Source organism: Pseudomonas sp. TH06, from assembly GCF_016651305.1.
In the GTDB taxonomy this organism is placed as follows: Bacteria; Pseudomonadota; Gammaproteobacteria; order Pseudomonadales; family Pseudomonadaceae; genus Aquipseudomonas.
On sequence record NZ_JAEKEC010000001.1, the window covers coordinates 4506275 to 4527856 of the forward strand.

At 58.5% G+C, this 21582-nt stretch carries 22 protein-coding genes and 1 pseudogene; 7 read left to right on the forward strand and 16 right to left on the reverse strand.

The features are described 5' to 3' along the window. Positions 1 to 294: 294 nt before the first annotated feature. Positions 295 to 2829 carry an autotransporter outer membrane beta-barrel domain-containing protein gene (locus tag JFT86_RS20200; RefSeq protein ID WP_242489497.1) on the forward strand — a complete coding sequence of 845 codons (2535 nt, stop codon included), beginning with the start codon at positions 295 to 297 and terminating at the stop codon, positions 2827 to 2829. Positions 2830 to 2884: 55 nt separating this feature from the next. Here JFT86_RS20200 and JFT86_RS20205 read toward each other — a convergent pair whose 3' ends face one another. The 3 genes from JFT86_RS20205 to JFT86_RS20215 form a co-directional block, all read right to left on the reverse strand. Further along, entirely contained in the window at positions 2885 to 3526 is a 642-nt protein-coding gene (locus tag JFT86_RS20205; RefSeq protein ID WP_201238050.1) for a DUF1345 domain-containing protein, read from the reverse strand. Positions 3527 to 3660: 134 nt separating this feature from the next. Then, a complete protein-coding gene (locus JFT86_RS20210) occupies positions 3661 to 6759 on the reverse strand; it encodes an efflux RND transporter permease subunit (RefSeq protein ID WP_201238051.1) in 3099 nt (1032 codons plus the stop codon). Positions 6760 to 6774: 15 nt separating this feature from the next. Then, positions 6775 to 7932 carry an efflux RND transporter periplasmic adaptor subunit gene (locus tag JFT86_RS20215; RefSeq protein ID WP_201238052.1) on the reverse strand — a complete coding sequence of 386 codons (1158 nt, stop codon included), beginning with the start codon at positions 7930 to 7932 and terminating at the stop codon, positions 6775 to 6777. A 265-nt stretch (positions 7933 to 8197) separates the two neighbouring features. On the opposite strand from JFT86_RS20215, the gene JFT86_RS20220 reads away from it, so the two are divergent. Continuing rightward, positions 8198 to 8899 (forward strand): response regulator transcription factor, encoded by a 702-nt coding sequence (locus JFT86_RS20220; protein ID WP_103305035.1) that lies wholly within the window; start codon positions 8198 to 8200, stop codon positions 8897 to 8899. 4 nt (positions 8900 to 8903) lie between these two features. Beyond that, positions 8904 to 10205, forward strand: a complete 1302-nt coding sequence (locus JFT86_RS20225; protein ID WP_201238053.1) for an ATP-binding protein — start codon at positions 8904 to 8906, stop codon at positions 10203 to 10205. A 125-nt stretch (positions 10206 to 10330) separates the two neighbouring features. On the opposite strand, the gene pncA is transcribed toward JFT86_RS20225, so the two are convergent. Genes pncA through JFT86_RS20245 form a run of 4 tightly spaced genes read right to left on the reverse strand, consistent with a single transcriptional unit; the run spans position 10331 to position 12845 of the window. Then, on the reverse strand, positions 10331 to 10957 hold the full coding sequence (pncA, locus tag JFT86_RS20230) for a bifunctional nicotinamidase/pyrazinamidase (protein ID WP_201238054.1): 627 nt from the start codon (positions 10955 to 10957) through the stop codon (positions 10331 to 10333). Between the two features lie 49 nt (positions 10958 to 11006). Next, entirely contained in the window at positions 11007 to 11765 is a 759-nt protein-coding gene (locus JFT86_RS20235; RefSeq protein ID WP_201238055.1) for a transcriptional regulator, read from the reverse strand. Further along, a complete protein-coding gene (locus JFT86_RS20240) occupies positions 11765 to 12289 on the reverse strand; it encodes a sigma-70 family RNA polymerase sigma factor (RefSeq protein WP_201238626.1) in 525 nt (174 codons plus the stop codon). The genes JFT86_RS20235 and JFT86_RS20240 overlap by 1 nt, the downstream gene beginning before the upstream one ends. Positions 12290 to 12311: 22 nt before the next feature. Continuing rightward, positions 12312 to 12845: a tetratricopeptide repeat protein gene (locus JFT86_RS20245; protein WP_201238056.1), complete on the reverse strand. Its 534-nt coding sequence runs from the start codon at positions 12843 to 12845 to the stop codon at positions 12312 to 12314. Positions 12846 to 13004: 159 nt separating this feature from the next. Between JFT86_RS20245 and JFT86_RS20250 the strand changes: the two genes are divergently transcribed. After that, on the forward strand, positions 13005 to 13775 hold the full coding sequence (locus JFT86_RS20250) for a class I SAM-dependent methyltransferase (protein ID WP_201238057.1): 771 nt from the start codon (positions 13005 to 13007) through the stop codon (positions 13773 to 13775). A 137-nt stretch (positions 13776 to 13912) separates the two neighbouring features. Here JFT86_RS20250 and JFT86_RS20255 read toward each other — a convergent pair whose 3' ends face one another. Beyond that, positions 13913 to 14248, reverse strand: coding sequence for a DUF2834 domain-containing protein (locus JFT86_RS20255; protein WP_201238058.1), 336 nt, complete (start codon positions 14246 to 14248; stop codon positions 13913 to 13915). Positions 14249 to 14606: 358 nt separating this feature from the next. Here JFT86_RS20255 and ilvA point away from each other — a divergent pair. After that, positions 14607 to 15590: pseudogene (gene ilvA, locus JFT86_RS20260) on the forward strand (threonine ammonia-lyase, biosynthetic); the annotation flags it as partial. Positions 15591 to 15620: 30 nt separating this feature from the next. On the opposite strand, the gene JFT86_RS20265 reads toward ilvA, so the two are convergent. Both JFT86_RS20265 and eco read right to left on the reverse strand, forming a co-directional pair. Continuing rightward, on the reverse strand, positions 15621 to 15926 hold the full coding sequence (locus tag JFT86_RS20265; protein WP_201238059.1) for an NIPSNAP family protein: 306 nt from the start codon (positions 15924 to 15926) through the stop codon (positions 15621 to 15623). Positions 15927 to 15947: 21 nt separating this feature from the next. Further along, positions 15948 to 16433 (reverse strand): serine protease inhibitor ecotin, encoded by a 486-nt coding sequence (gene eco, locus JFT86_RS20270; protein ID WP_201238060.1) that lies wholly within the window; start codon positions 16431 to 16433, stop codon positions 15948 to 15950. Between the two features lie 370 nt (positions 16434 to 16803). Between eco and JFT86_RS20275 the strand changes: the two genes are divergently transcribed. Continuing rightward, entirely contained in the window at positions 16804 to 17073 is a 270-nt protein-coding gene (locus JFT86_RS20275) for a DUF1652 domain-containing protein (protein ID WP_201238061.1), read from the forward strand. Here JFT86_RS20275 and JFT86_RS20280 read toward each other — a convergent pair. Together JFT86_RS20280 and JFT86_RS20285 are read right to left on the reverse strand one after the other, a co-directional pair. Beyond that, positions 17070 to 17468 (reverse strand): hypothetical protein, encoded by a 399-nt coding sequence (locus JFT86_RS20280; protein ID WP_201238062.1) that lies wholly within the window; start codon positions 17466 to 17468, stop codon positions 17070 to 17072. The genes JFT86_RS20275 and JFT86_RS20280 overlap by 4 nt on opposite strands. A gap of 91 nt (positions 17469 to 17559) precedes the next feature. Next, on the reverse strand, positions 17560 to 17829 hold the full coding sequence (locus tag JFT86_RS20285; protein WP_201238063.1) for a DUF2790 domain-containing protein: 270 nt from the start codon (positions 17827 to 17829) through the stop codon (positions 17560 to 17562). A 494-nt stretch (positions 17830 to 18323) separates the two neighbouring features. Here JFT86_RS20285 and JFT86_RS20290 point away from each other — a divergent pair, with 494 nt between their 5' ends. Then, positions 18324 to 18620 carry a hypothetical protein gene (locus JFT86_RS20290; RefSeq protein WP_201233292.1) on the forward strand — a complete coding sequence of 99 codons (297 nt, stop codon included), beginning with the start codon at positions 18324 to 18326 and terminating at the stop codon, positions 18618 to 18620. A gap of 62 nt (positions 18621 to 18682) precedes the next feature. Here JFT86_RS20290 and JFT86_RS20295 read toward each other — a convergent pair whose 3' ends face one another. The 4 genes from JFT86_RS20295 to JFT86_RS20310 are packed head-to-tail and all read right to left on the reverse strand — an operon-like array spanning position 18683 to position 21562. Further along, a complete protein-coding gene (locus JFT86_RS20295; protein WP_242489498.1) occupies positions 18683 to 19498 on the reverse strand; it encodes a PoNe immunity protein domain-containing protein in 816 nt (271 codons plus the stop codon). 5 nt (positions 19499 to 19503) lie between these two features. After that, positions 19504 to 20037, reverse strand: coding sequence for a hypothetical protein (locus tag JFT86_RS20300; protein WP_201233294.1), 534 nt, complete (start codon positions 20035 to 20037; stop codon positions 19504 to 19506). Beyond that, positions 20034 to 20840: a PoNe immunity protein domain-containing protein gene (locus JFT86_RS29400; protein ID WP_201238064.1), complete on the reverse strand. Its 807-nt coding sequence runs from the start codon at positions 20838 to 20840 to the stop codon at positions 20034 to 20036. Before JFT86_RS29400 ends, JFT86_RS20300 begins: the two co-directional genes overlap by 4 nt. Continuing rightward, entirely contained in the window at positions 20837 to 21562 is a 726-nt protein-coding gene (locus JFT86_RS20310; protein WP_201233295.1) for a hypothetical protein, read from the reverse strand. Before JFT86_RS20310 ends, JFT86_RS29400 begins: the two co-directional genes overlap by 4 nt. Between the last annotated feature and the right edge of the window lie 20 nt (positions 21563 to 21582).

Here is a 21582-nt window from a genome sequence, read left to right on the forward strand (position 1 = left end):
ATAACAGCTTCCAATATTGCGACCTGACAGCAGCGCCAGTCTAGGTTTGCGATAAATCGAGTGGTCGTTTTGCATCGCGAGAGGGGCAATTGTCTCTCTCGCGATTTTTACCACTCATCAGGAGAATTTGGATTATGCCTGCACGCTGGAAGGATATATCGCTGTGCATATAAGGATTAGTCCTACATAAAATATTCGGTTTTCTTATTAGTCTGTCGGACGTTTTTTAGGTGGGCGCTTGCAACACTGCCGAAAAAACAGAAGTAGTAATTGTGCAGATTTGAGGAAGTATTCATGCCCATTTTTTTTCGTTCCAGACACCCGAGCGCCATCAGATTGATGATGGCGGCGACATTGATCGTTGCGCCCCAGGCTTACAGTCGAACCCTGTTGCCAGGCGAGAGTGAAGTGGTCACCAATCCACCGGCGCCAGAAGCCTGGGTGGTGTCCCAAGGGGGGACGCTGACCATCGACAATTCGACAGCGTTGACCATCGGTGCACAGAGTGCCAATGTCGTTTTCAACGGTGGCCAGAGTCAGCGTATTGATGCAAACACCTCTTCGTTGAATATGTCCGGCGCCAAGGTCGTTAGCGCAGCGGGCCGGGGAGCCATCCAACTGCTCAACAGCACAGCAACGATCGACAACTCGACTATCACCAGCACCAACAGTTTCGGGCTTTTGCTGGGACGTAACATCAACACCCCTGCATCATCCTCTGCCACCGTTACTGGCAAAAGTGTCATCACCGGTGCGATCGGCGGCGTGCAAGCGGTAGGTTTTGCCGTGCTGAACCTTAACGACTCCACTGTCGTCGGCACCGGGGCCACCAGTTACGGTGTGCAACTGGGTGGCGCAACACTTTCAGCGACCGCCAGCACGATTACCGGCGCGAAGGACGGCCTGCAAATCGTGACCGACACGGTCGGTGTCAACGCCAGCACCGTAACGCTCAACAACACCCGCGTGACCGGCGGGACCGGATCTGCAATCGTATTGGGTTCCTCGGGCAGCGCCGGGACTGTCGCCAACATCAATGTCAGCGGCAGTTCCGAACTGGTCGGCGGCGATGGCTTGGTGTTGCAGGCGATCAACCGCTCCACCGCCAACTTCAATGTCAATGGCAGTACCCTGACCGGCGATGTGCTTGCCGAGACCGGCAGTACGGTTTCACTCATCATGGAAAATGCAGCCACGCTGAACGGCAATCTGCGGAATGTCACCCAGTCCAGGTTCGACGCCGGCAGTACCTTGAACGGCAACGTAGAAGGCGTCGCGGGAACAGCGGCCTCCGTCAGCGTGGACCACGGCTCAGCCATCAACGGTAACGTCAATAATGTCGCGGTCCTTTCGTTGAATAATTCCAGCACGCTGACCGGTGACGTCACCAGCGATGCCAACGGGAGTGTGTTGCTGGACAATGGTTCGGTACTCACCGGCCAAATCACCAACTCGGGCAACCTGAGCATCAACAATGCTGCGCGATGGGTCATGACCGGTGACAACGAAGTTCAGCATCTGAACCTGAACAACGGTGTCGTGCAGATGGGCACCAACGAGCAGTTCCAGCAGCTGAATGTCGGTAATCTCACCGGTAACGGCACGTTTGTGATGGGCACCGACCTGGGAACAGGCAGTACTGACTTCCTGAACGTGACCGGGTCTGCAAGCGGTCAGCATCAATTGCTGGTGTCTGCCACGGGCAGCACGCCAGTGACCGCAGAACCGGTGAAGGTCGGCAATATCGCCGCCGGCGACGCCGCCTTTACTCTGGCCAATAAAGACACGGTGGATGCCGGTACATTCGTTTACCGACTGAAGCAGGACGGGCAGGGCCTGTACCTCAACCCCGACAAGGAAACCGTCAGCACCTCGACCAACACCGCCCTGGCCCTTGCCGGCAGTGCCCGTAGTGTACTGAACGCAGAAATGAATATGCTCAGCGACCAGATCGGTGATCGTGGGTTGAGCATTCGGCCGGATGCTTCGCTTCGCGCGGCCAGTGACAGTGACACCACAAAACTGAGCAACAGTGTCTGGGTGCGCACTTATGGCAACCAGTACAACGTCAAGAATGCCTATGGCGACGGTTATATCCAGAACCAGAGCGGCATCACCGGTGGTGCCGATACGACGGTGGACATCGCCGGTCGTGCCTGGGTGATCGGTGGTTTTGTGGGCTCCAGCCGCACCGAGATGGACCTCAAATACGGCTCCAGCGCGACAGTCGACAGTCTGAATGCCGGTGTTTACGGCAGCACGTACGATGTTGAAAGTGGTGTGTTCGTCAACGTCATGGCCAAGATCAACCAGTTCGACAACAAAGCCAAAGTCACCATGAGCGACGGCACCCGGACCAAGGGTGATTACAAGGCTTTGGGCGCCAGCGGCTCGGTGGCAGTGGGCAAACACATTCGCCTGCAGGACAACTGGTTTGTCGAGCCTCAAGTCCGGGTGTCGACCGGTGCGACCCAGAGCGAAAGCTATCGTCTGGACAATGGTCTCAAGGTCGAGGCCGACACTATGCGTTCGGTCCAGGGCAATGCTGGTGTGAGGGGGGGACGAGTCATTGCTCTTGAAAACGGCAGTCTTCTGGAGCCGAGCCTGTCACTGGGAGCTAACCATGAGTTTGTCAAAACCAACCGGATCAAAATCAACGACGACAGCTTCAATGATGATCGCGCCAGCAGCGCGGTCGAATATGGCGCAGGCCTGAAGTGGACACCGGCGCAACGCAACTGGCAGGTTTCCGGTCAGGTTGGCGGCAGCAAGGGCAACACTGTCAGCCAGGACTGGAGCGGCAGCTTGCGAGTCAGTTACTTCTTCTGAGACGCTGAAACAACAAACGCCCCGTGCAGAGATGCCGGGGCGTTTTTTTGTTCGCTCAGCCGAAGAGTCCGGCGGCGATGTTGATGGAAAAACCCAGAATGGCGGTGTTAAACACAAAACCTATCAACGATTGCGCCAGTACGATCTTGCGCATGTCCCGCGTCGCCACCCCGACATCGGCCGTCTGCACCGCCACGCCGATGGTGAACGAAAAGTACAGAAAGTCCCAATAGTTGGGAGTGGTCAGCCCTTCGGCAAAGCGCAACGCCGGTTCCTTGCCGTTCCAGGTGTAATACAACCTCGCGTAATGCACGCAAAAAATCACCCCAATCAACAACCAGGAGCCGATCACCGTCAGGGCGGTAAAGCCGTAGTGCATGAGCTTGCGCGTGGTTTCCAGATCCTTGCTGCCGGCCAGCTCAAAGGTAATGGTGGCCAGACTGGCCAGCGCGGCAATGCACACCACGAACAGCACCAGCCCGGCGTTTTCATCTTCGACTTCGGCGATGCGTTTGACGTCCGGGGCCTTGGCGCGCACGGTCAGCCAGAACATCAGGATCAAATAAGTCCAGACGCCGGCGTTCCAGCCGATGAGGATTTTGCTGACGATGGAATCGGCGGGAGCCAGCAGGCCAGTGGCAATGCCGAACAGGGCGGCAGCGGAAAGGCGAGGGTGGGTGCGGGCGAGGAAGGGCATGGGGACTCGAGGGGCCAGGGTAATTCAGACACCTTAGCCATGTGGGAGCTGGCTTGCCAGCGATGACGGCGGCACAGTCAACATTGATGTTGGCTGACCCAGCGCTATCGCTGGCAAGCCAGCTCCCACGGGGGTTAGTGGTGCTTGGTAAACCGTTGTACGAGTTTCATGACGACGACGAAGAAGACGGGGACGAAGATCACCGCCAGCGTCGCGGTGATCATCCCGCCGATTACCCCGGTGCCGATGGCTTGCTGGCTCGCCGAGCTGGCACCCGTGGCAATGGCCAGCGGTACTACGCCGAGGATGAAGGCCAGCGAGGTCATCACGATCGGACGCAAACGCAGGCGTGCGGCTTGCAGCGTCGCATCGATCAGGTCGTGACCTTCGTCATACAGGCTCTTGGCGAACTCGATGATCAGGATCGCGTTCTTCGCCGACAGTCCGATGATGGTAATCAACCCGACCTTGAAGAACACATCGTTTGGCATCCCGCGAAGCGTCACCGCGAGCACCGCACCGAGCACACCCAATGGCACCACCAGCAACACCGACGTCGGAATCGACCAGCTCTCGTACAACGCGGCCAGACACAGGAACACGATCAGCAACGACAGACCGAGCAGAATGGGTGCCTGACTGCCGGACAAACGCTCCTGCAACGACAGCCCCGTCCATTCCTGCCCGAGACCTTTCGGACCTTGCGCGACAAGACGTTCGATTTCAGCCATGGCCTCACCGGTGCTGTGGCCGGGCTTTGGCTCGCCGGAAATGGCAATCGCCGGATAGCCGTTGTAACGGGTCAATTGCGCCGGGCCTTGAATCCATTTGGCCTGGACGAATGCTGACAGCGGCACCATTTTCCCGGCGTTGTTGCGCACGTGCATTTTCAGCAAGTCATCGACCTGACTGCGCTGATCGCCTTCGGCTTGCACCACCACACGCTGCATGCGTCCCTGATTGGGGAAATCGTTGATGTACGCCGACCCCACGGCGGTGGACAGCACATTGCCGATGTCGGCAAACGACACACCCAAGGCATTCGCCTGTTTGCGATCCACTTCAAGCTGCACCTGCGGCGCTTCGGCCAGCGCGCTTTCGCGCACATTCATCAGCACCGGGCTTTTCTCGGCTGCCGCGAGCAGTTCGCTGCGCGCCTGCATCAACGTCGCATGGCCGAGACCGCCGCGATCCTGCAAACGGAACTCGAAACCGCTGGACGTACCGAGGCCGTCCACCGGCGGCGGCAGGACCGAGAACGCCATGGCGTCCTTTATCTGGCTGAGCGCGATGTTGGCGCGGTCGGCAATCGAGCTCGCCGAATCATCGCTGCTGCGTTGCGACCAATCCTTCAACGTGGAAAACGCCAAGGCTGCGTTCTGCCCGCTGCCAGAGAAACTGAAGCCGAGAATCACCACACTGTCACTGATACCCGGCTCGCCAGCGTTGTGCGCTTCAAGCTGCTCGGCCACTTGCACCGTGCGGTTCTTGGTCGCGCCGGGCGGCAGTTGAATGTCGGTGATGGTGTAACCCTGATCTTCCACCGGCAGGAACGAGGAGGGCAGACGCATGAAGCACAGGCCCAGGCCGACCAGCAACACCCCATAGATCAGCAAGTAACGCCCGGTGCGTTTCAGCGCGTAACCGACCCAGCCCTGATAACGGTTTGTCAGTTGTTCGAAGCGGCGGTTGAACCAGCCGAAGAATCCGGATTTCTCGTGATGCTCACCCTTGCCGATCGGCTTGAGCAACGTTGCGCACAACGCCGGAGTCAGGGTCAGGGCGAGGAAGGCCGAGAACAGAATCGACGTCGCCATCGACAGCGAGAACTGCTGGTAAATCACCCCGACCGAGCCCTGCATGAACGCCATCGGGATGAACACTGCCACCAGTACCAGAGTGATGCCGATGATCGCACCAGTGATCTGTGTCATTGCCTTGCGCGTGGCTTCCTTGGGCGACAGGCCCTCGGTGGCCATGATCCGCTCGACGTTCTCCACCACGACAATCGCGTCGTCCACCAGAATACCGATGGCCAGGACCATGCCGAACATGGTCAGCACGTTGATCGAGAAGCCCAGCGCCAACATGGTCGCAAAGGTGCCCATCAGCGCTACGGGCACTACCAGTGTCGGGATCAGCGTGTAGCGCACGTTTTGCAGGAACAGGAACATCACCGCAAACACCAGCAACATCGCCTCGCCCAAGGTGTAAACCACTTTGGTGATCGAGACCTTCACGAAGGGTGAAGTGTCGTAGGGGATCTTGTATTCCACGCCGGCCGGGAAATAGCGCGACAGTTCGTCCATCTTCGCCCGCACCAGTGTTGCGGTGTTCAGCGCGTTGGCGCCCGGCGATAACTGCACGCCGACCGCAGTCGACGGCTTGCCGTTGAGGCGAGTGCCGAACTGATATTCCTGACTGCCGATCTCGACCCGCGCGACATCACCGACGCGCACGGTGGAGCCGTCGGAGTTGGCCTTGAGCACGATGTCGGCGAACTCTTCCGGCGTCGACAACTGGCCCTTGACCAGAATGGTCGCGGTGATTTCCTGGCTGGACGGGCTCGGCAAGTCGCCGATGCTGCCGGCCGAAACCTGAGCGTTCTGCGCCACGATAGCGGCGTTGACGTCAGCCGGGGTCAGGTTGAAACCGATGAGTTTCTGCGGGTCAATCCAGATGCGCATGGCCCGCTCGGCACCGTACAACTGAGCCTTGCCGACGCCGTCGAGACGCTTGATCTCGTTCATCACGTTGCGCGCCAGATAATCGCTGAGCGCGACATCGTCGAGCTTGCCGTCGCTGGACGTCAGGGTGATCAGCAAGAGGAAACCGGAGGACACTTTTTCCACCTGCAAACCCTGCTGGTTCACCGCTTGCGGCAGACGCGACTCGACCACCTTGAGACGGTTTTGCACATCGACCTGCGCCAGTTCCGGGTTGGTGCCCGGCTGGAAAGTGGCCTTGATCGTCGCACTGCCCAGGCTGCTTTGCGATTCGAAATACAACAGGTGATCAGCGCCGTTGAGTTCTTCCTCGATCAGGCTGACCACGCTTTCATCGACGGTCTGCGCCGAAGCGCCGGGGTACACGGCGTAGATTTCGATCTGTGGCGGCGCGACGTCGGGGTATTGCGCCACCGGCAATTGCGGGATGGCCAGCGCACCGGCCAAGAGGATGAACAGCGCGACCACCCAGGCAAACACCGGGCGATCGATAAAGAACTGCGGCATATAAAAGCGTCCTGCTTACTGACCAGAGGTCTGGGCAAGTGGAAGAGGGGTGTCGTCGATCTGGACTTTCTCGCCGGGGCGGGCGTGTTGCAGACCTTCAATGACAATACGGTCGCCCGGTTTCAGGCCGCCGGTGACGATCCAGCGATTGTTCTGCACCGCGCCCAGTTGCACCGGCTGCTCGGCGACACGCATTTGCTCGTCGACGGTCAGCACCTGCGCGACGCCAGCGCTGTCACGTTGCACGGCGCGTTGCGGCACGGTGATGCCGTGCGCGATCGTGCCCTGTTCCAGACGCACGCGGATGAAGCTGCCAGGCAACAGGTCGAGATCGGGATTGGGGAACTCGCTGCGCAGAATGATCTGGCCGGTGCCCGGGTCGACGGTGATGTCGCTGAAGAGCAATTTGCCCGGCAGCGGGTAGAGACTGCCGTCATCCTGAATCAGCGTGGCCTTGACCTGATCCTGCCCGACTTCCTGCAACTGCCCGGAACGGAAGGCACGACGCAGTTCGTTGAGCTCGCGGGTCGACTGGGTGAGGTCGGCGTAAATCGGGTTGAGTTGTTGAATCAGTGCCAGCGGTGTGGTTTCGTTCTGCCCGACCAGCGCACCCTCGGTGACCAGCGCACGGCCGATGCGCCCGGAAATCGGCGCGGTGACGGTGGCGTAACCGAGATTCAGCTTCGCCCGTTCCACGGCGGCCTTGTTGGCGGCGACATCGGCCGCCGTTTGCCGGGCATTGGCGCGGGCGTTGTCGTAGTCCTGAGCGCTGATGGCCTTGTCGTCGATCAACTGGGCGTAGCGCTGTTCTTGCAGTTTTGCCTGGAACGCATTGGCTTCGGCCTTGCGCAGCGCCGCTTCGGCGCTGTCCAGGTCAGCCTTGAAGGGTGCCGGGTCGATGCGAAACAGCACGTCGCCCTTTTTCACGTCGCTGCCTTCGCGATAAGTGCGTTGCAGCACCACACCGGCAACCCGGGCGCGCACTTCGGCGATGCGCGGCGCGGCGATGCGGCCGCTGAGTTCGCTGCTGATCGACAGGGGGCGGGTTTCGATGGTCTCGATGCGCACGGTTGCTGGCGGTGCCTGCTCTTCGGCGTTCGAAGAAGAGTCACAGGCGCTCAGCGTCAGCGCCATGGCAATCAGGCCGAGCCCGGCCAGCAGTTTGTTCGACATTTACTACCCCCAATATTGATGCCCGCATCCTACGGGCAGTCGCCGAGAGTAGCGGTGAAGTTTTGTAGGCGCTGTGTGAAATTGTGTAAGGGTTTTACTCAGGGACGGGTGAGGGCGTATATCCTTTAGCCCTTGAAATTTATTGCGACAGATAGATAGCTTCCGCGAGCAGGCTCGCTCCCACAAGGGATCGCATTCCAAGTGTGGGAGCGAGCCTGCTCGCGAATGGGCCTCATCGGTCGCCACAGCACTTTCTGGATCACCCATGCCCAACATCCTCCTGGTCGAAGACGACACCGCCCTCGCCGAATTGATCTCCAGCTACCTGGAACGCAACGGCTATTCCGTCAGCGTTATCGGCCGTGGCGACCATGTGCGTGAACGGGCGCGGGTCAGTCCGCCGGATCTGGTGATTCTCGACTTGATGCTGCCCGGTCTCGACGGGCTGCAAGTCTGCCGCTTGCTGCGCGCCGACTCGGCGACGCTGCCGATCCTGATGCTCACCGCCCGGGATGACAGCCACGACCAGGTGCTGGGCCTGGAAATGGGCGCCGACGATTACGTCACCAAACCCTGCGAGCCGCGCGTGCTGCTGGCCCGGGTGCGAACCTTGTTGCGCCGCAGCAGCCTCGGCGAACCGTTAACCGTGAATGACCGCATCGTCATGGGCAATCTGTGCATCGACCTGTCCGAACGCACGGTGACCTGGCGTGATCAGCCGGTCGAACTGTCCAGCGGTGAATACAACTTGCTGGTGGTGCTGGCACGACACGCTGGCGAAGTGCTGAGCCGCGACCAGATTCTGCAACGCCTGCGCGGCATCGAATTCAACGGCACCGACCGTTCGGTGGACGTGGCGATTTCCAAGCTGCGGCGCAAGTTCGACGACCACGCCGGCGAAGCACGCAAGATCAAGACCGTGTGGGGCAAAGGCTATCTGTTCAGCCGCTCCGAATGGGAATGCTGAGCTGATGTTTCGCATCCTGTTTCGTCTGTATCTGGTGACGATTGTGTCGTACAGCGCCGCGATCTATCTGGTGCCGGATCTGGTGGTGATGGCGTTCCGGGATCGCTTCGTGACCTACAACCTCGATTATTCCCGGGGCCTGCAATCGCTGATCACCAAGCAGTTTCGCGCAGTGCCCGAGGACCAGTGGCCAGCCCTCGCGGCGTCGATGGACAAGGACTTTCAGCCGCTGCACATCGTGCTGGCGCGCATCGACGATGCTGACTTTACCGACGTCGAGCGCGAGCGACTGCGGCGCGGCGAAAACATGGTGCGCATTGGCGACTGGGGCTGGCGCACGCTCGCGGTAACGCCGCTGGACGACACCACCGTCGTCCAAATGGTCGTGCCGCCCGACCCGATGGACGTCAATCTGTTGTACTGGAGCATCAACGTATTGATCGGCGCGACGCTGCTCGCCTGTCTGTTGATGTGGCTGCGTCCGCACTGGCGTGACCTGGAGCGCCTCAAAGGCACTGCCGAACGCTTCGGTAAAGGTCATTTGAGCGAACGCACGAAAATCGCCCCAAGTTCAAACATTGGCAGCCTGGCCAATGTCTTCGACACCATGGCCGGTGACATCGAGAACCTGCTCAACCAGCAGCGCGACCTGCTCAACGCGGTCTCCCACGAACTGCGCACGCCATTGACGCGCCTCGACTTCGGCCTGGCGCTGGCGCTGTCCGACGACTTGCCGGCCGCCAGTCGCGAACGCTTGCAGGGCCTGGTCGCGCATATCCGCGAGCTGGATGAGTTGGTGCTGGAACTGCTGTCTTACAGCCGCTTGCAGAATCCGGCGCAGTTGCCGGAACAGGTTGAGGTGTCGCTGGATGAGTTCATCGACAGCATTCTGGGCAGTGTCGATGAAGAACTGGAGTCGCCGGACATTGTGATTGACGTGCTGCTGCACGGTCAGCTCGAACGCTTTTCCCTCGATCCGCGCCTGACTGCGCGGGCGATCCAGAACCTGCTGCGCAATGCCATGCGCTATTGCGAACGGCGTATTCAGATTGGCGTGCAGGTCAATGCCGGCGGTTGTGAAATCTGGGTGGACGACGACGGCATCGGCATTCCCGACGATGAGCGCGAGCGGATTTTCGAGCCGTTCTATCGACTGGACCGCAGCCGTGACCGGGCCACCGGTGGTTTCGGCCTGGGGTTGGCCATCAGCCGTCGGGCCCTGGAAGCCCAAGGTGGAACGCTGACGGTAGAATCCTCGCCGTTAGGTGGCGCCCGCTTCCGACTGTGGCTGCCCACACCTGCCTGAACCTCAAACCCCTGTAGGAGCTGTCGAGTGAAACGAGGCTGCGATCTTTTGATCTTGTTTTTAAAGATCAAAAGATCGTAGCGTGCCGCAGCTCCTACATTTCAGCCCAGCCCAGACGAGGTAAGTCAGATCAGGGCGGTGGATTGAATCAGGCGCACGCCGGCTCCCTGCATCCGGTCCATCGCTGCCGCCAGTGATCCATCCAGATCAATCGCCCGGCAGGCATCCAGCACCACAAAGGCATTGAACCCCGCCGCCCGCGCATCCAGCGCCGAAAACATCACGCAGAAATCCAGTGCCAGCCCGGCCATATAAACGGTATCGATGCCGCGCTCTTTCAAATAGCCGGACAGCCCGGTGGTGGTGCGCCGATCAGCTTCGAGAAATGCCGAATAGCTGTCGATGTCCGGGTTGCAGCCCTTGCGAATGATCAGTTGTGCGTGGGGCAGGTCCAGACCCGAGTGAAACTCCGCACCGCCGGTTGTTTGCACGCAGTGATCAGGCCAGAGCGTCTGCTCGCCGTATGGCAACTGGATCACATCGTAGGGTTGGCGGCCGGGGTGGCTGGAAGCGAAAGAGGCGTGCCCCTTCGGGTGCCAGTCCTGGGCGATGATCACCTGTTTGAACTGGCGCGAAAGCTTGTTGATCAGCGGTACGATCTGATCACCCTCAGGCACCGGCAGTCGACCGCCGGGGACGAAGTCGTTTTGCACGTCGATGACCAGCAATGCAGTACGGGATGAAAAAGACATCGTGGAATCCTCCTTGGAAAATCACTTTTTCAGCATAGGGGTGGTTTTCTCAGGCAGCCAAACGGCTTCTCAACAAATTCGCTTTCTCTTCCAGCCCGGCGTGGCTGTCACGACCGATCAACATCCAGGCATGTTCACGCTCGGTCCAGAACACCACGTTCATTTCATGTCGACGCTCGTGAGCCAACGGTTGAACGCCGCTGTTCGAACGCGTGACGCATAATGCCAGCGGGCCATGCCTGGCATCCAGATAAACGATCTGCGCAATGGGCACGCCATCGTACTCAAGCATTTGTGCGCGCTTGAATTCGGCGCCCGGCAGCTTCAATGCAGACGGTGAAAGATTCAGGCCGAGGCGGGCGTCGACCGTGCGCAACTGTGCGCGCTGTGCCGCTTCGTCGGTTGGCAAGTGGTCGAGGGTCTGCGGCACATACAGCGCCATGTAGTCGCCGACCAAACCGCGCCAGTCATGTGCCTGCTGCGCCTGCCAGCCAAGCAGCAAACGGTCGGCCAGTACACCAGCGGCGACCAAGGTTGCCGCCGCCGCACCGATAAACCAGCGCCGACTCAAGCCCGGCGTTTCAGGTGAGGGGATGGCATCCAGCCGAGCTTGCAGGCGATCCAGCGGCGCCTGTTGTGCCAGTTCGTCGTAGGCGTTTTTGTACGGCAGGCTGCTGCGGCTCAGCCACTGCACGCGCAAGTTGAGCAGCGGATCCTCGGCGATGGCGGCGTCGAGCCGGTGGCGATAATCCGGGTCGAGTTCGTCATCCAGATACGCCACCAGTTGTTCATCCGAAGGTGTGATCATCAGCGGTCTCCTCCGGTGGTCTTCGGCACCGCTTGCAACGGCGGGTATTCGGCGAGTTTCAGGCGGGCGGTGGCCAGGCGACTCATCACCGTGCCGATCGGCACTTGCAGAATCTCGGCGACTTCGCGATACGACAGGCCTTCGACATAGGCCAGATACACCGTCTCGCGCTGGGTTTCCGGCAACGCATCGACCCGGCGGATCACCTGCGCGGCCATGACGTGAGTCTGCGCCGCGTATTCACCGTCGAACGCCAGTTGCCCGTCAGCATCGACCTGACCGCTGCCCTGACGCACGCGACGGGCGCGCACTTCATTGAGCCAGATCGAATGCAGAATGCTCAGCAACCAGCGATCCATGCGCGTGCCAGCGACATATTGCGCCGACCGCTCCAGCGCCCGCACACACGTCGCCTGCACCAGATCTTCGGCCACGTGCCGATTGCGCGACAGCAACAAACCGTAGCGCCACAGTCGCGCCAGGTGCTGTCCGAGTTCTGCTCTGAATGCCTGATCGCTGACGATGATGGCTGTCCTTTATAAATGCTCAGGTTTTCGATGAATCGTTGATGGCTTCAGCCAGGTCCTGGTACTCCTCGCAAGACGTGCCGCAAATCGATTTGATCTGCTGCAACTGTTCCTGCGCAAGGTCGACGCGACCCTTGATTACATAAGCCTCGCCCAGGTATTCACGGACTTGCGCGTACTGCGGATCGAGTTTCACCGATTGCAGGTAATAGCCGATGCCTTCGTCGGTGCGCCCCAGTTTGCGCGTGGCATAACCGCGATAATTGAGGGCCTTGGCGGTGTTCGGTTGTTGCAGGGTGTCGAGCAGCGCCAGTGCTTCCTCGTAGCGACCGTCCTTGGCGAGGCGGTAGGCATAATCGGTGCGGTCAGCGTCGGGCAGCAGGCGGCTGGTTTGCAGCACACACTTCTGGGTTTTGCTGTCCCAGACCTGGCCTTTGGGGCACTCGGGCTTCTTGACCGGCTCGTCTTCATCGCCATTGGCAAACGCCAAATGGCTGGACATTGCAGCGACCAGCAGCAACGGGGCGGCGAACATAACGGAACGGATAGTCATGGGCAAGGCTCCATAGAGGGTTATCTCTGACTTTGAACACCTCAGGGTGAATTTTTATTCATTGCATTGTCAGTGACTGTTCAGGGCAGGCGTAAATTCAAGCGCTATGCTCGTCAGCGTCCGCCGTTGATCCGAAGCTTTGCCGCCAGGGGAATCGCCATGAAAGATCAGGTCCATCACTCAGCCGCCGCTGGCTACAAGACCGCTGCCGACACCTACGTCAAAGGACGACCGGATTATCCGCCGCAAGTCACTGAATGGTTGGCTGCGACGCTGAACCTTGATGGGCATAAAACAGTGATAGATCTGGGCGCCGGCACGGGCAAGTTCACCGGGCGGCTGGTGGCGACCGGGGCGCAAGTAATTGCCGTGGAACCGGTGGCACAGATGTTGGAAAAGCTCTCCGAAGCCTGGCCTCAGGTACTGGCGGTCAGTGGCACGGCGACGGACTTGCCACTGCCGGACGCATCCGTCGACGTGGTGCTCTGCGCGCAGGCCTTTCACTGGTTTGCCAGCACCGAGGCGCTGACGGAAATCGCCCGGGTGCTCAAGCCTGGCGGCAAGCTGGGACTGATCTGGAATTTACGCGACGCCCAAGTCAGTTGGGTGCCGAGGCTCGACGCCATCGTCAATGCGCTGGAAGGCGATACGCCGCGCTATTACACCGGCGCCTGGCGCACGGCATTTCCGCATCCAGCCTTCGGACCGCTGCAATTGCAGCAGTTTCACCATGGACACACCGGCTCGCCGGAAGACGTGATTGTCAATCGCGTGCGCTCCACCAGCTTCATCGCCGCGCTGCCGGAGGCGCAGCGGGCGAAGGTCGATGAGCAGATTCGCGCCTTGATCGCCGCAGAACCAGCGCTGCGCGGTAGAGACGTGATAACGGTGCCCTACGAAACCGCCGCATTTGTTGCGGTGAAACTGTAGGAGCTGCGGCACGCTGCGATCTTTTAAGATCGAAAGATCGCAGCGTGCCGCAGCTCCTACAAAGGGGGGGAAGCGCCGAAACCTGGGGTAGGGGGCTTGCTCGCGAAGACTGATTCAGCATCAACCCATAATCCAGGTCAGCTCAACTGGGGTGTATCAACCACTTTCCTGCGCTCCCGAACCCCACGCACCACCAGATACAACAACGGCCCGATCGACACAAAAACCGCCGTCAGCAGCAGATAAGGGACCACCGACCAAAACGTCTGCCCACGCGACCGGGCATCCTTGACCATCCACACTCCGGCCAGCGTCGCCAGCAGATACAGATCAATCACCACCTGAGCGGTATCGGGCCGCGACATCAGGCTGATGCCGAAGTCGATCAACGACTGTTCAGCCTGGAGCATGACCGAAACGGTGTAACCGCTAAAAGCCAGGAGTGCGGTGAGGGGCAGGGCGATCGACATCATGCGTTCATTCCTTGAAGTGACGAGCAGAATCGCCAGCCTAACGTGACTCGGCAAAATTGGCCATTGACTTGCCAGCAAGGCTCGGGCTAATTTCCAGCCCATGACTTCCACCGTATTGCGCTGCCAGCCAAGCATTATTACCGCCATTCCTCATTTGGCGGGCTAGCTCACGACTGCAGCACCCAACCCGCCCTAGAGGCGGGTTTTCACTTTCTGTCTCCCGGGTTTTAACGAAACACCTCCCCATGTAGGAGCTGCGGCACGCTGCGATCTTTTGACTTTGGCCTTTAGAATCAAAGCAAGATCAAAAGATCGCAGCGTGCCGCAGCTCCTACACGGGGAGGTGAGTCAGGAGACGATGATGAACGACCAGCAAACCCTGCTTGAGCACTACGTGAAGAAGATCCTCGCCGCGCCGGTGTACGACATTGCCGTGCGCACGCCGTTGCAGGCTGCGCCGGCACTGTCCGAAGCACTGGGCAATTGCATCCTGCTCAAGCGCGAAGACCTGCAACCGACGTTCTCCTTCAAGATCCGTGGTGCCTACAACAAACTGGTGCAGTTGAGTGACGAGCAGAAAGCACGTGGGGTAATCACCGCATCCGCCGGCAATCACGCGCAAGGTGTGGCGCTGGCGGCGCGTGAACTGGGCATCGCGGCAACCATCGTCATGCCCTCGACGACGCCCGAACTCAAAGTCCTCGGTGTACGCAGTCGCGGTGCTGAAGCATTGCTGCACGGCGAGAGTTTTCCATTCGCACTGGCGCATGCGCTGCAACTCGCCGAACAGACTGGGCGCACCTTCGTTTCACCCTTCGATGACCCGGACGTGATCGCCGGACAAGGCACGGTCGCGATGGAAATCCTGCGTCAGCGCCAAGGCGCGCTGGATGCGATCTTCGTCCCGGTGGGCGGTGGCGGCTTGATCGCCGGGATCGCCGCTTACGTCAAATACCTGCGTCCGGAGGTGCGCATCGTCGGCGTCGAATCCGAACATTCCGCCTGCCTCAAATCAGCCCTGCAGGCGGGCGAGCGGGTGGTGCTGCCCACGGTCGGCACCTTCGCCGACGGCGTTGCCGTGGCGCAGATCGGTGAGTACGGATTTGAAGTGTGTCGATTCTGCGTGGACGAAGTGATCACCGTCAGCAACGACGACCTCTGCGCCGCGATCAAGAACATCTACGACGATACCCGCTCGATCACCGAACCTTCCGGCGCATTGGCCGTGGCCGGGATCAAACAGTACGTGGCGCGAACCGCTGTGCGCGGTCAGACCTTCGTGGCAATCGACTCGGGCGCCAACATCAACTTCGACAGTTTGCGCCATGTCGCCGAGCGCGCCGCTGTGTGCGGCGCCCCTGCGTAATGGTAATCAGGGCAGCATCGGGCGCAGGAAGCTGCGCTCGTAGCTGACGATGAACTTCTTCTCGACCAGAGATTCCACCAGCGCGGTGCTTTCCGGATCGGTCAGGGCGATGTGGCGGTAGCTTTCGTAGTCCGCCAGCGACGGAAAACTGAACAGGCAGTAGGCGATATTGCTCGCACCCTCGGACGGCAGAAAGTAGCCGTGATGAGTGCCGCCCAAGCGTTCGACAATGCCGAGCCAAGCCTTGGCGTAGGCCTCGAACTCGGTCAATTGATAAGGGTCGATCACGTATTTGACGTGGCAGGTAATCACGTTTGGCGCTCCTTGCTCAGGTCACTCCTGAATGGCGGTGCCGACTTTGTCCGAGGCGGACCAGATGCGATAGCGCACTTCGACATCCGACGGGGCGTACACCACCACCGGCAATTTGCTGTTGTAGCGCAGCATGAAACCGTCACCGACGACCGGCACGAATGCGCGTTTCTTCTGCGAACCGGGCGGGCAGGCCATCATCGTGCTTATTGGGCCGATGACTTTCTCCAGTCGGTAGAACGAATAGCCCCAACCTTCAAGGTTTTTCTCCTCCAACACCCCTCCCAGACGCTGGCGATTGCAATCCACTTCGAGAGTTTTACCCGCGAGGATCTCGACCTGGAAGTTCTCTTCCCGGTCCTGCTTGGGCAGATGAATGACCTGGCGGGTGAAACCGGCTTCAGCTTTCGGGTAAGGCGCGACGTCTTCGAGTTTGGCCGCGTGGGCGAGGGTGGACAGACTGGCGATGATCAGGCCGGTGGTCGCGTAAGCACGGAAAGAACCCATGGAAGCCTCCTTGCGGGTGTAGTGTGATTGACGGGCATTCTTACCCTCACAGGCGTTGAATGCAAACCGGCGTCGACTTGCAAATTGCAGTGCTCAGATGGGCGATTCTTGCATTTTGCAACTGGCCATCTGCTGGCCAAGCTGGCAAGTGCTTGATTTCGAAAGGGTCGAAATGATCCGATGAAAGGCACGCTTTATGCGTCTATTTGGTGCAGCGCACCGGGTTCGGGCGCCTACACTCCAAGAGGCATTTCGCCGTACAACCGTTTGTTGCACCAGGGAAATAGCGGGGACACACCCGTGCAGGGGCAGCAAAAGCGGTCAACGTGAAGAGTTGATTGGCAGTTTCATCAATAAGGAGAGGTTCACCATGTTTCTGTCTGCCTTGGAACTACGCAATATCATTGAAAGCAGCTTTCTGCCTAAACGTTGCCAATGCACGTTGACGCCGGAATTGAAGATGACCGTAAAAGTGTTCGGTGATCACCAGACCGATCAGGCCGATCTTCACGTCCGTGACATCGATGCCAGCCACCTGAATAGCTGTCGCGAAATCAATATGCTGATCGCCGGGCTGCGCTCGGATCTGGCGCAACAAGCAACGCCACATCACTACAGCCCACGCTCCAGAGCCATTTAACTGACCGTTTCACCCAGTTCGACCGTCACGCGCCGGGCCTGCACAAAACCAAGGCCCAGCGCGAACTCGACCAGCACCGCGAGCAAAATCCCGGGGCCGGCGTGTCCGTTCAGCCATTCTGCAAAACCCAGCACCGCCAATCCAAAACAACCGACGATAAAGCCGTTGCTCAGTGCATTGCGCGCGATCGACACCGGCGCTCTGCGCACCAAATAAAACATCACTCCCAGCGCCGCGAACAGCACCGCGCTGCGTCGCGCGACAAATCCGGCCCCCTCGGAATATTCGATACTCCAGATTGCCAACAACATGTCCGGCACGAAGCCCCAGACCAGCGCCAAGAGAAAACATAACGAAGCGGTGAACGTCGACAACGTGCGAAACGACAACTGCATGGCGAATCCTTGCGGCAGTGAGGAGGGGCCCCGAGCATAACTCCGCAAAACCCCTCACGCCTACCGCAAAGCCGCAAATCAGACGTTTCTGTCAGTTCTGGAAGTTGCACGCGTCGGATAATTTCCGGTAGCTGATCTCCTCGGGTTTACCGGCGTTGTCGATGTACTTCATGTCGGCGGTAATGACTTTGCACTGCATCGTGGAAGGCTCGGTCATCGAAACCACCTTCGCCACATTCAGCGGCATGCCGTACTGATAGGGCACGGCTTTGGACGTGGTGGAGGTGTCATTGGCCTGGGCCAGCCCGGCGAATGCGGTGCAGGCGAGGGCGGTGGTGAGCAGAAATGGGCGAATGTTCATGAAAGGACTCCCGTGCGACGCAAAGAGAGTTCGGCGTGAATCCGGCCGAACTTGCCGCACTGGGCGTCAGCCAAGGGCTGAGGGCGTGCGGTCATTCAGAGTCTTTGACCGCAGCGTTAAGCGATGGTTAACCCACCTGAACGCCGGCTGTCAGAGGGCAGGGCGATTTCTGCGGGACGGGTGGCGTATTCCTACAAGAGCAGATGCCTTGTCTGCTTTCGGTGGCCGGAGTGGGGCGGTTATGGTTTGGCGTCGCTGCAAAATCAGCGATTCAGGTTTGGTCACCTGAACGATTACCCCATTGCAAATGTGCCATCATTTGCGCTGCGGACATCTATGTCTGCGCAGTGCACTGTTGTGGCGGCTGTGTGCAGGGTCGCTTTCGGGCGAGCTGAGTGGGGTTCTCTCGGTTGACCAAACCTGTATACAGTCCGCCTCCCACTGTTTGGTCACAGTGCCGGCGGTTACTTTTGCCCCAGTTTGAGTAATCACCGATGCCAATCATTTATCCGGTCCCCAATCGCTACATCCCCCTCAACAGCGGTGTCACCGAAAGCGCGCCTCTGGTCATCGACTCCGAAGCCAACCCCAAAGACATCCTCGAAGCCGCCGTCCAGCGCGTCCGTGCCTCGGCCGATCTGCTCGAAACCCTGCATTGCCTCTGCTTCAAACACGCCGACGTGCAAGACATTCCGCACATCACCCATGCGCTGTACCTGCTGACGCAGGATGGCAACGATTTGCTGCAGGTCGCGCAGCGGCTGATGTTGAACTGGAAGGCGCCGGCCTGAATTTTTCGCTCAAAAAAGCCTGCCGTCGAAAGAGGGCAGGCTGAGTTGTAGGTGAGGCCACTTCAGCGGCGAGCCACCTCAGTCGATTGCAGGTTCCGCGCATAGTCGACCAGGTCCTTGGGGTAAGCCCAATGATCGTTCTGGCGATCATCAATCTCGTACAGAAACGCAACGGCGGCGGCCTCGAAAGCCCAGTAACCGACGTAATTGCCGTCATCGTCCTCAATGTCGAGATGGCTGTCATGCCAGTTGGTTTGCTCCTCTTCAAACCCGGCGTACCAACCTTCGCAATATTGCCGAAGCAGCTCACTGGACTCTGAGGCGTCCGATGCGTAAATCGCCCGGATCAACGGGGTGTACAAATCGTGGTACCACTCATCAAGGTCTGCCCGCCCGGGTAAATCCTTTCGCAACAGATCTTCATACAACGTGTCCTGGCCTGCGTAGCCAGCCCGATCAATCAGGGTGCAGAACCTCGCCAGCAAATCGGTGCGCCGTAGCAGAATGCACAAACTCATGACCTGAACGCATTCCTCATACTGATCCGGCCAGTCATCAATGGCCAAAGGCGAGACATTGGGATCATCGTCCAGAGCCAGCGCCCGCTGATGGATTTCATAGCAATCCACCAGTTTCTCCAGTCTCGGCAGCAAAGCGGCAATTGGCACACCGGCGGTATAGCTGATCAGCAAAGCGTTAAACGCGGCTTCCTTGAAATAAGCCGTACGCAGTGCCTGTTCCTCCTCGGGGCTATCAGCCTGCATGGTTTGGCCTATCCAGCGGGACTCGGTTTCGTCATACAGCCGGATGGATTTTTGATAGTACGAGTCAGTGAGGAGCGCTTGGCGCTTACGCATGCGGGGATCTTCCTTGTTCATGCAAACTACTTCAGATCAATAACTGTGAATTGACGTTGATCGGGCAAGACATCAAACCCTTGCAGCTCATCCGGCTGACCTTTCCTGGCGAAAGAATCATAAACGAGGTATTTCTCAGGCACTTCATAGCCTTCGTTGGGGATGACCAGACGCATCTGCCCAGTGCTCAAGTACAAAAAACGTGGCAATGCCTTCTCCGCAAAATCAATACGTTCCAGCACGCCGCTTGCTGGATTTTTTCGCAAGACGACCCCTTTGGTATAAGGCGATCCGTAGTTCAACGCAAAAATCAAAGTGGCGCCTGCGCACTTTGCCAGCATCACGTCACCGACAAAGTCCTCATCGGGCATGTCCGTAAAGGCTGTTTCTATTTTGCCGTCGAATTTCACAAACAGGCGCTGCCCGTCTGCATTGGAAGTGGCGAGCAACGCTATTTTGGTTCCGTCCGAAAGAGGGCAGGTCAACAGCGTTTTCTGCGAGCCTGCCCACGCCGAGCGACACATCAGCGTGATCAGTAAAAGCAAAAGCGCCTTGTTCATTTGATGGAACCGATTTCATGGGCGTTATTGCGAGTGGTTGGCTTATGGCTTCTTGCGTATTCGACCAGGTCTTTCGGATAGACCATATGGTCGATCTGGCTGTCGTCTATGCCATACAGGTAAGCAATTGCCCCTGCTTCGATAGCCCAATATCCTACGTAATTTCCATTTTCGCCCTGTAAGTGCGAGTCGTGCCAAGGGGCTTGCTGAAATGCGGCGTACCATTGGGCGCAATAATTTTTTAGATACTCTGATGCTTCCCCTTTACTTTCTGCATAAATAGCCAGAATCAATGGTGAATATGTCTCGTGGAACCATTGATCCACATCGTGTCTATCAGGAAGTAATTTGACGAGCAGATCTTCGTATAACGTATCGTCCCCAGCATAGCCAGCCCTGTCGATTAGTTCTACAAAGCGCTTAAGCAGGTCGGTACGATGCAGTAGGATGCAAAAGCCAATGATCTGAACGCACTCTTCGTATTCGTCAAGCCAATCGTTTATTGCAAGTGGAGATATATCAGGTGTCCGCTGGTATTCAGCGAGTTTGACTTGCCTGAGTTCATGCTTTGCTATCAGATCTTCAAGCAGCGGCATAAGGGAGTAGATCTGTTCCCCAGCAGTATATGCTGCCAAAAGCCTGTCAAATGCTAGTTGCTTGAAGTATGTGGCGCGCAGCGACGCCTCTTCCTCTGCTGAATCGGACTGAAAGGTGTTTGTCTCAAAAAAAACAATTACCTCGTCATGCTCTCTTTTAAAGTTTTCGTAATGGGTTTTAGTGAAAAGATGTTGGCGTATGTTCACTGCTGAGCTTTCCCTGTTGAGTCAAGGGAAGTACCCATATTTCGCACCATTGAAGTTTGGTCGTCAAATGCGGAAACAGGTATCCGGCTCAAAAACAGTTCCAAACCCTGCTGATACGACTCCGCGTCCATCACTTCGCTGTTTCTGGGGATGTGATAGGCCTTGCCCTTGCTGTCCAGTTTTGCACACGCAACGGAGTAGAAGTCGGGTGTGACCTTGAACCGCACAATCTGACCCCACGCAAGTCCGCCTTTGGCGCCTTTGCCCTTGGTAAAGAACAAGATAAAACCATCTTCATCGAATTCCAGGCGATAAGCACCTTCAGCAGCCTTGAGTCGGGCACGTACCGTTGATTCGATCAGGCGCAGGTTTACCTTTTGAAAAGGCTTGCGAGGTTTCGCACGGTTGGCGGCAATCCGCTTGCGCAAGCGATTTAGCAGGTGTTCGGAGAAGAACCGCCAGCACACCACGTATGCCACGGTGAAGGACACCAAGGCGATGAGCTTCTCCGGGCTCAACTCGCGTGCAGGGAAATAGATGGCTAGCACGCCGCCAACCAGCCCCAGTAGAAAAAACAGCGGCGCGAGCAGACGATCCTCAATGCGAGCCAGTTTGCCAAGTAGCCTGGCCCTCAGTTGATCATCCTTGAGTATTTCCTGCTCAACCAGTTTGCCGATTCTGGACTGTGTGTGTTCGGGGGTGATGGTGTATTGCAATTCCATGGTGCTGAATCCGAAATCCG

What these genes read in the sequence shown, in the direction of transcription:
- JFT86_RS20200 (WP_242489497.1), top strand. Translation starts at nt 295, where the DNA reads ATGCCCATTTTTTTTCGTTCCAGACACCCGAGCGCCATCAGATTGATG.
- JFT86_RS20205 (WP_201238050.1), bottom strand. Translation starts at nt 3,526, where the DNA reads ATGCCCTTCCTCGCCCGCACCCACCCTCGCCTTTCCGCTGCCGCCCTG.
- JFT86_RS20210 (WP_201238051.1), bottom strand. Translation starts at nt 6,759, where the DNA reads ATGCCGCAGTTCTTTATCGATCGCCCGGTGTTTGCCTGGGTGGTCGCG.
- JFT86_RS20215 (WP_201238052.1), bottom strand. Translation starts at nt 7,932, where the DNA reads ATGTCGAACAAACTGCTGGCCGGGCTCGGCCTGATTGCCATGGCGCTG.
- JFT86_RS20220 (WP_103305035.1), top strand. Translation starts at nt 8,198, where the DNA reads ATGCCCAACATCCTCCTGGTCGAAGACGACACCGCCCTCGCCGAATTG.
- JFT86_RS20225 (WP_201238053.1), top strand. Translation starts at nt 8,904, where the DNA reads ATGTTTCGCATCCTGTTTCGTCTGTATCTGGTGACGATTGTGTCGTAC.
- pncA (WP_201238054.1), bottom strand. Translation starts at nt 10,957, where the DNA reads ATGTCTTTTTCATCCCGTACTGCATTGCTGGTCATCGACGTGCAAAAC.
- JFT86_RS20235 (WP_201238055.1), bottom strand. Translation starts at nt 11,765, where the DNA reads ATGATCACACCTTCGGATGAACAACTGGTGGCGTATCTGGATGACGAA.
- JFT86_RS20245 (WP_201238056.1), bottom strand. Translation starts at nt 12,845, where the DNA reads ATGACTATCCGTTCCGTTATGTTCGCCGCCCCGTTGCTGCTGGTCGCT.
- JFT86_RS20250 (WP_201238057.1), top strand. Translation starts at nt 13,005, where the DNA reads ATGAAAGATCAGGTCCATCACTCAGCCGCCGCTGGCTACAAGACCGCT.
- JFT86_RS20255 (WP_201238058.1), bottom strand. Translation starts at nt 14,248, where the DNA reads ATGATGTCGATCGCCCTGCCCCTCACCGCACTCCTGGCTTTTAGCGGT.
- eco (WP_201238060.1), bottom strand. Translation starts at nt 16,433, where the DNA reads ATGGGTTCTTTCCGTGCTTACGCGACCACCGGCCTGATCATCGCCAGT.
- JFT86_RS20275 (WP_201238061.1), top strand. Translation starts at nt 16,804, where the DNA reads ATGTTTCTGTCTGCCTTGGAACTACGCAATATCATTGAAAGCAGCTTT.
- JFT86_RS20280 (WP_201238062.1), bottom strand. Translation starts at nt 17,468, where the DNA reads ATGCAGTTGTCGTTTCGCACGTTGTCGACGTTCACCGCTTCGTTATGT.
- JFT86_RS20285 (WP_201238063.1), bottom strand. Translation starts at nt 17,829, where the DNA reads ATGAACATTCGCCCATTTCTGCTCACCACCGCCCTCGCCTGCACCGCA.
- JFT86_RS20290 (WP_201233292.1), top strand. Translation starts at nt 18,324, where the DNA reads ATGCCAATCATTTATCCGGTCCCCAATCGCTACATCCCCCTCAACAGC.
- JFT86_RS20295 (WP_242489498.1), bottom strand. Translation starts at nt 19,498, where the DNA reads ATGAACAAGGAAGATCCCCGCATGCGTAAGCGCCAAGCGCTCCTCACT.
- JFT86_RS20300 (WP_201233294.1), bottom strand. Translation starts at nt 20,037, where the DNA reads ATGAACAAGGCGCTTTTGCTTTTACTGATCACGCTGATGTGTCGCTCG.
- JFT86_RS20310 (WP_201233295.1), bottom strand. Translation starts at nt 21,562, where the DNA reads ATGGAATTGCAATACACCATCACCCCCGAACACACACAGTCCAGAATC.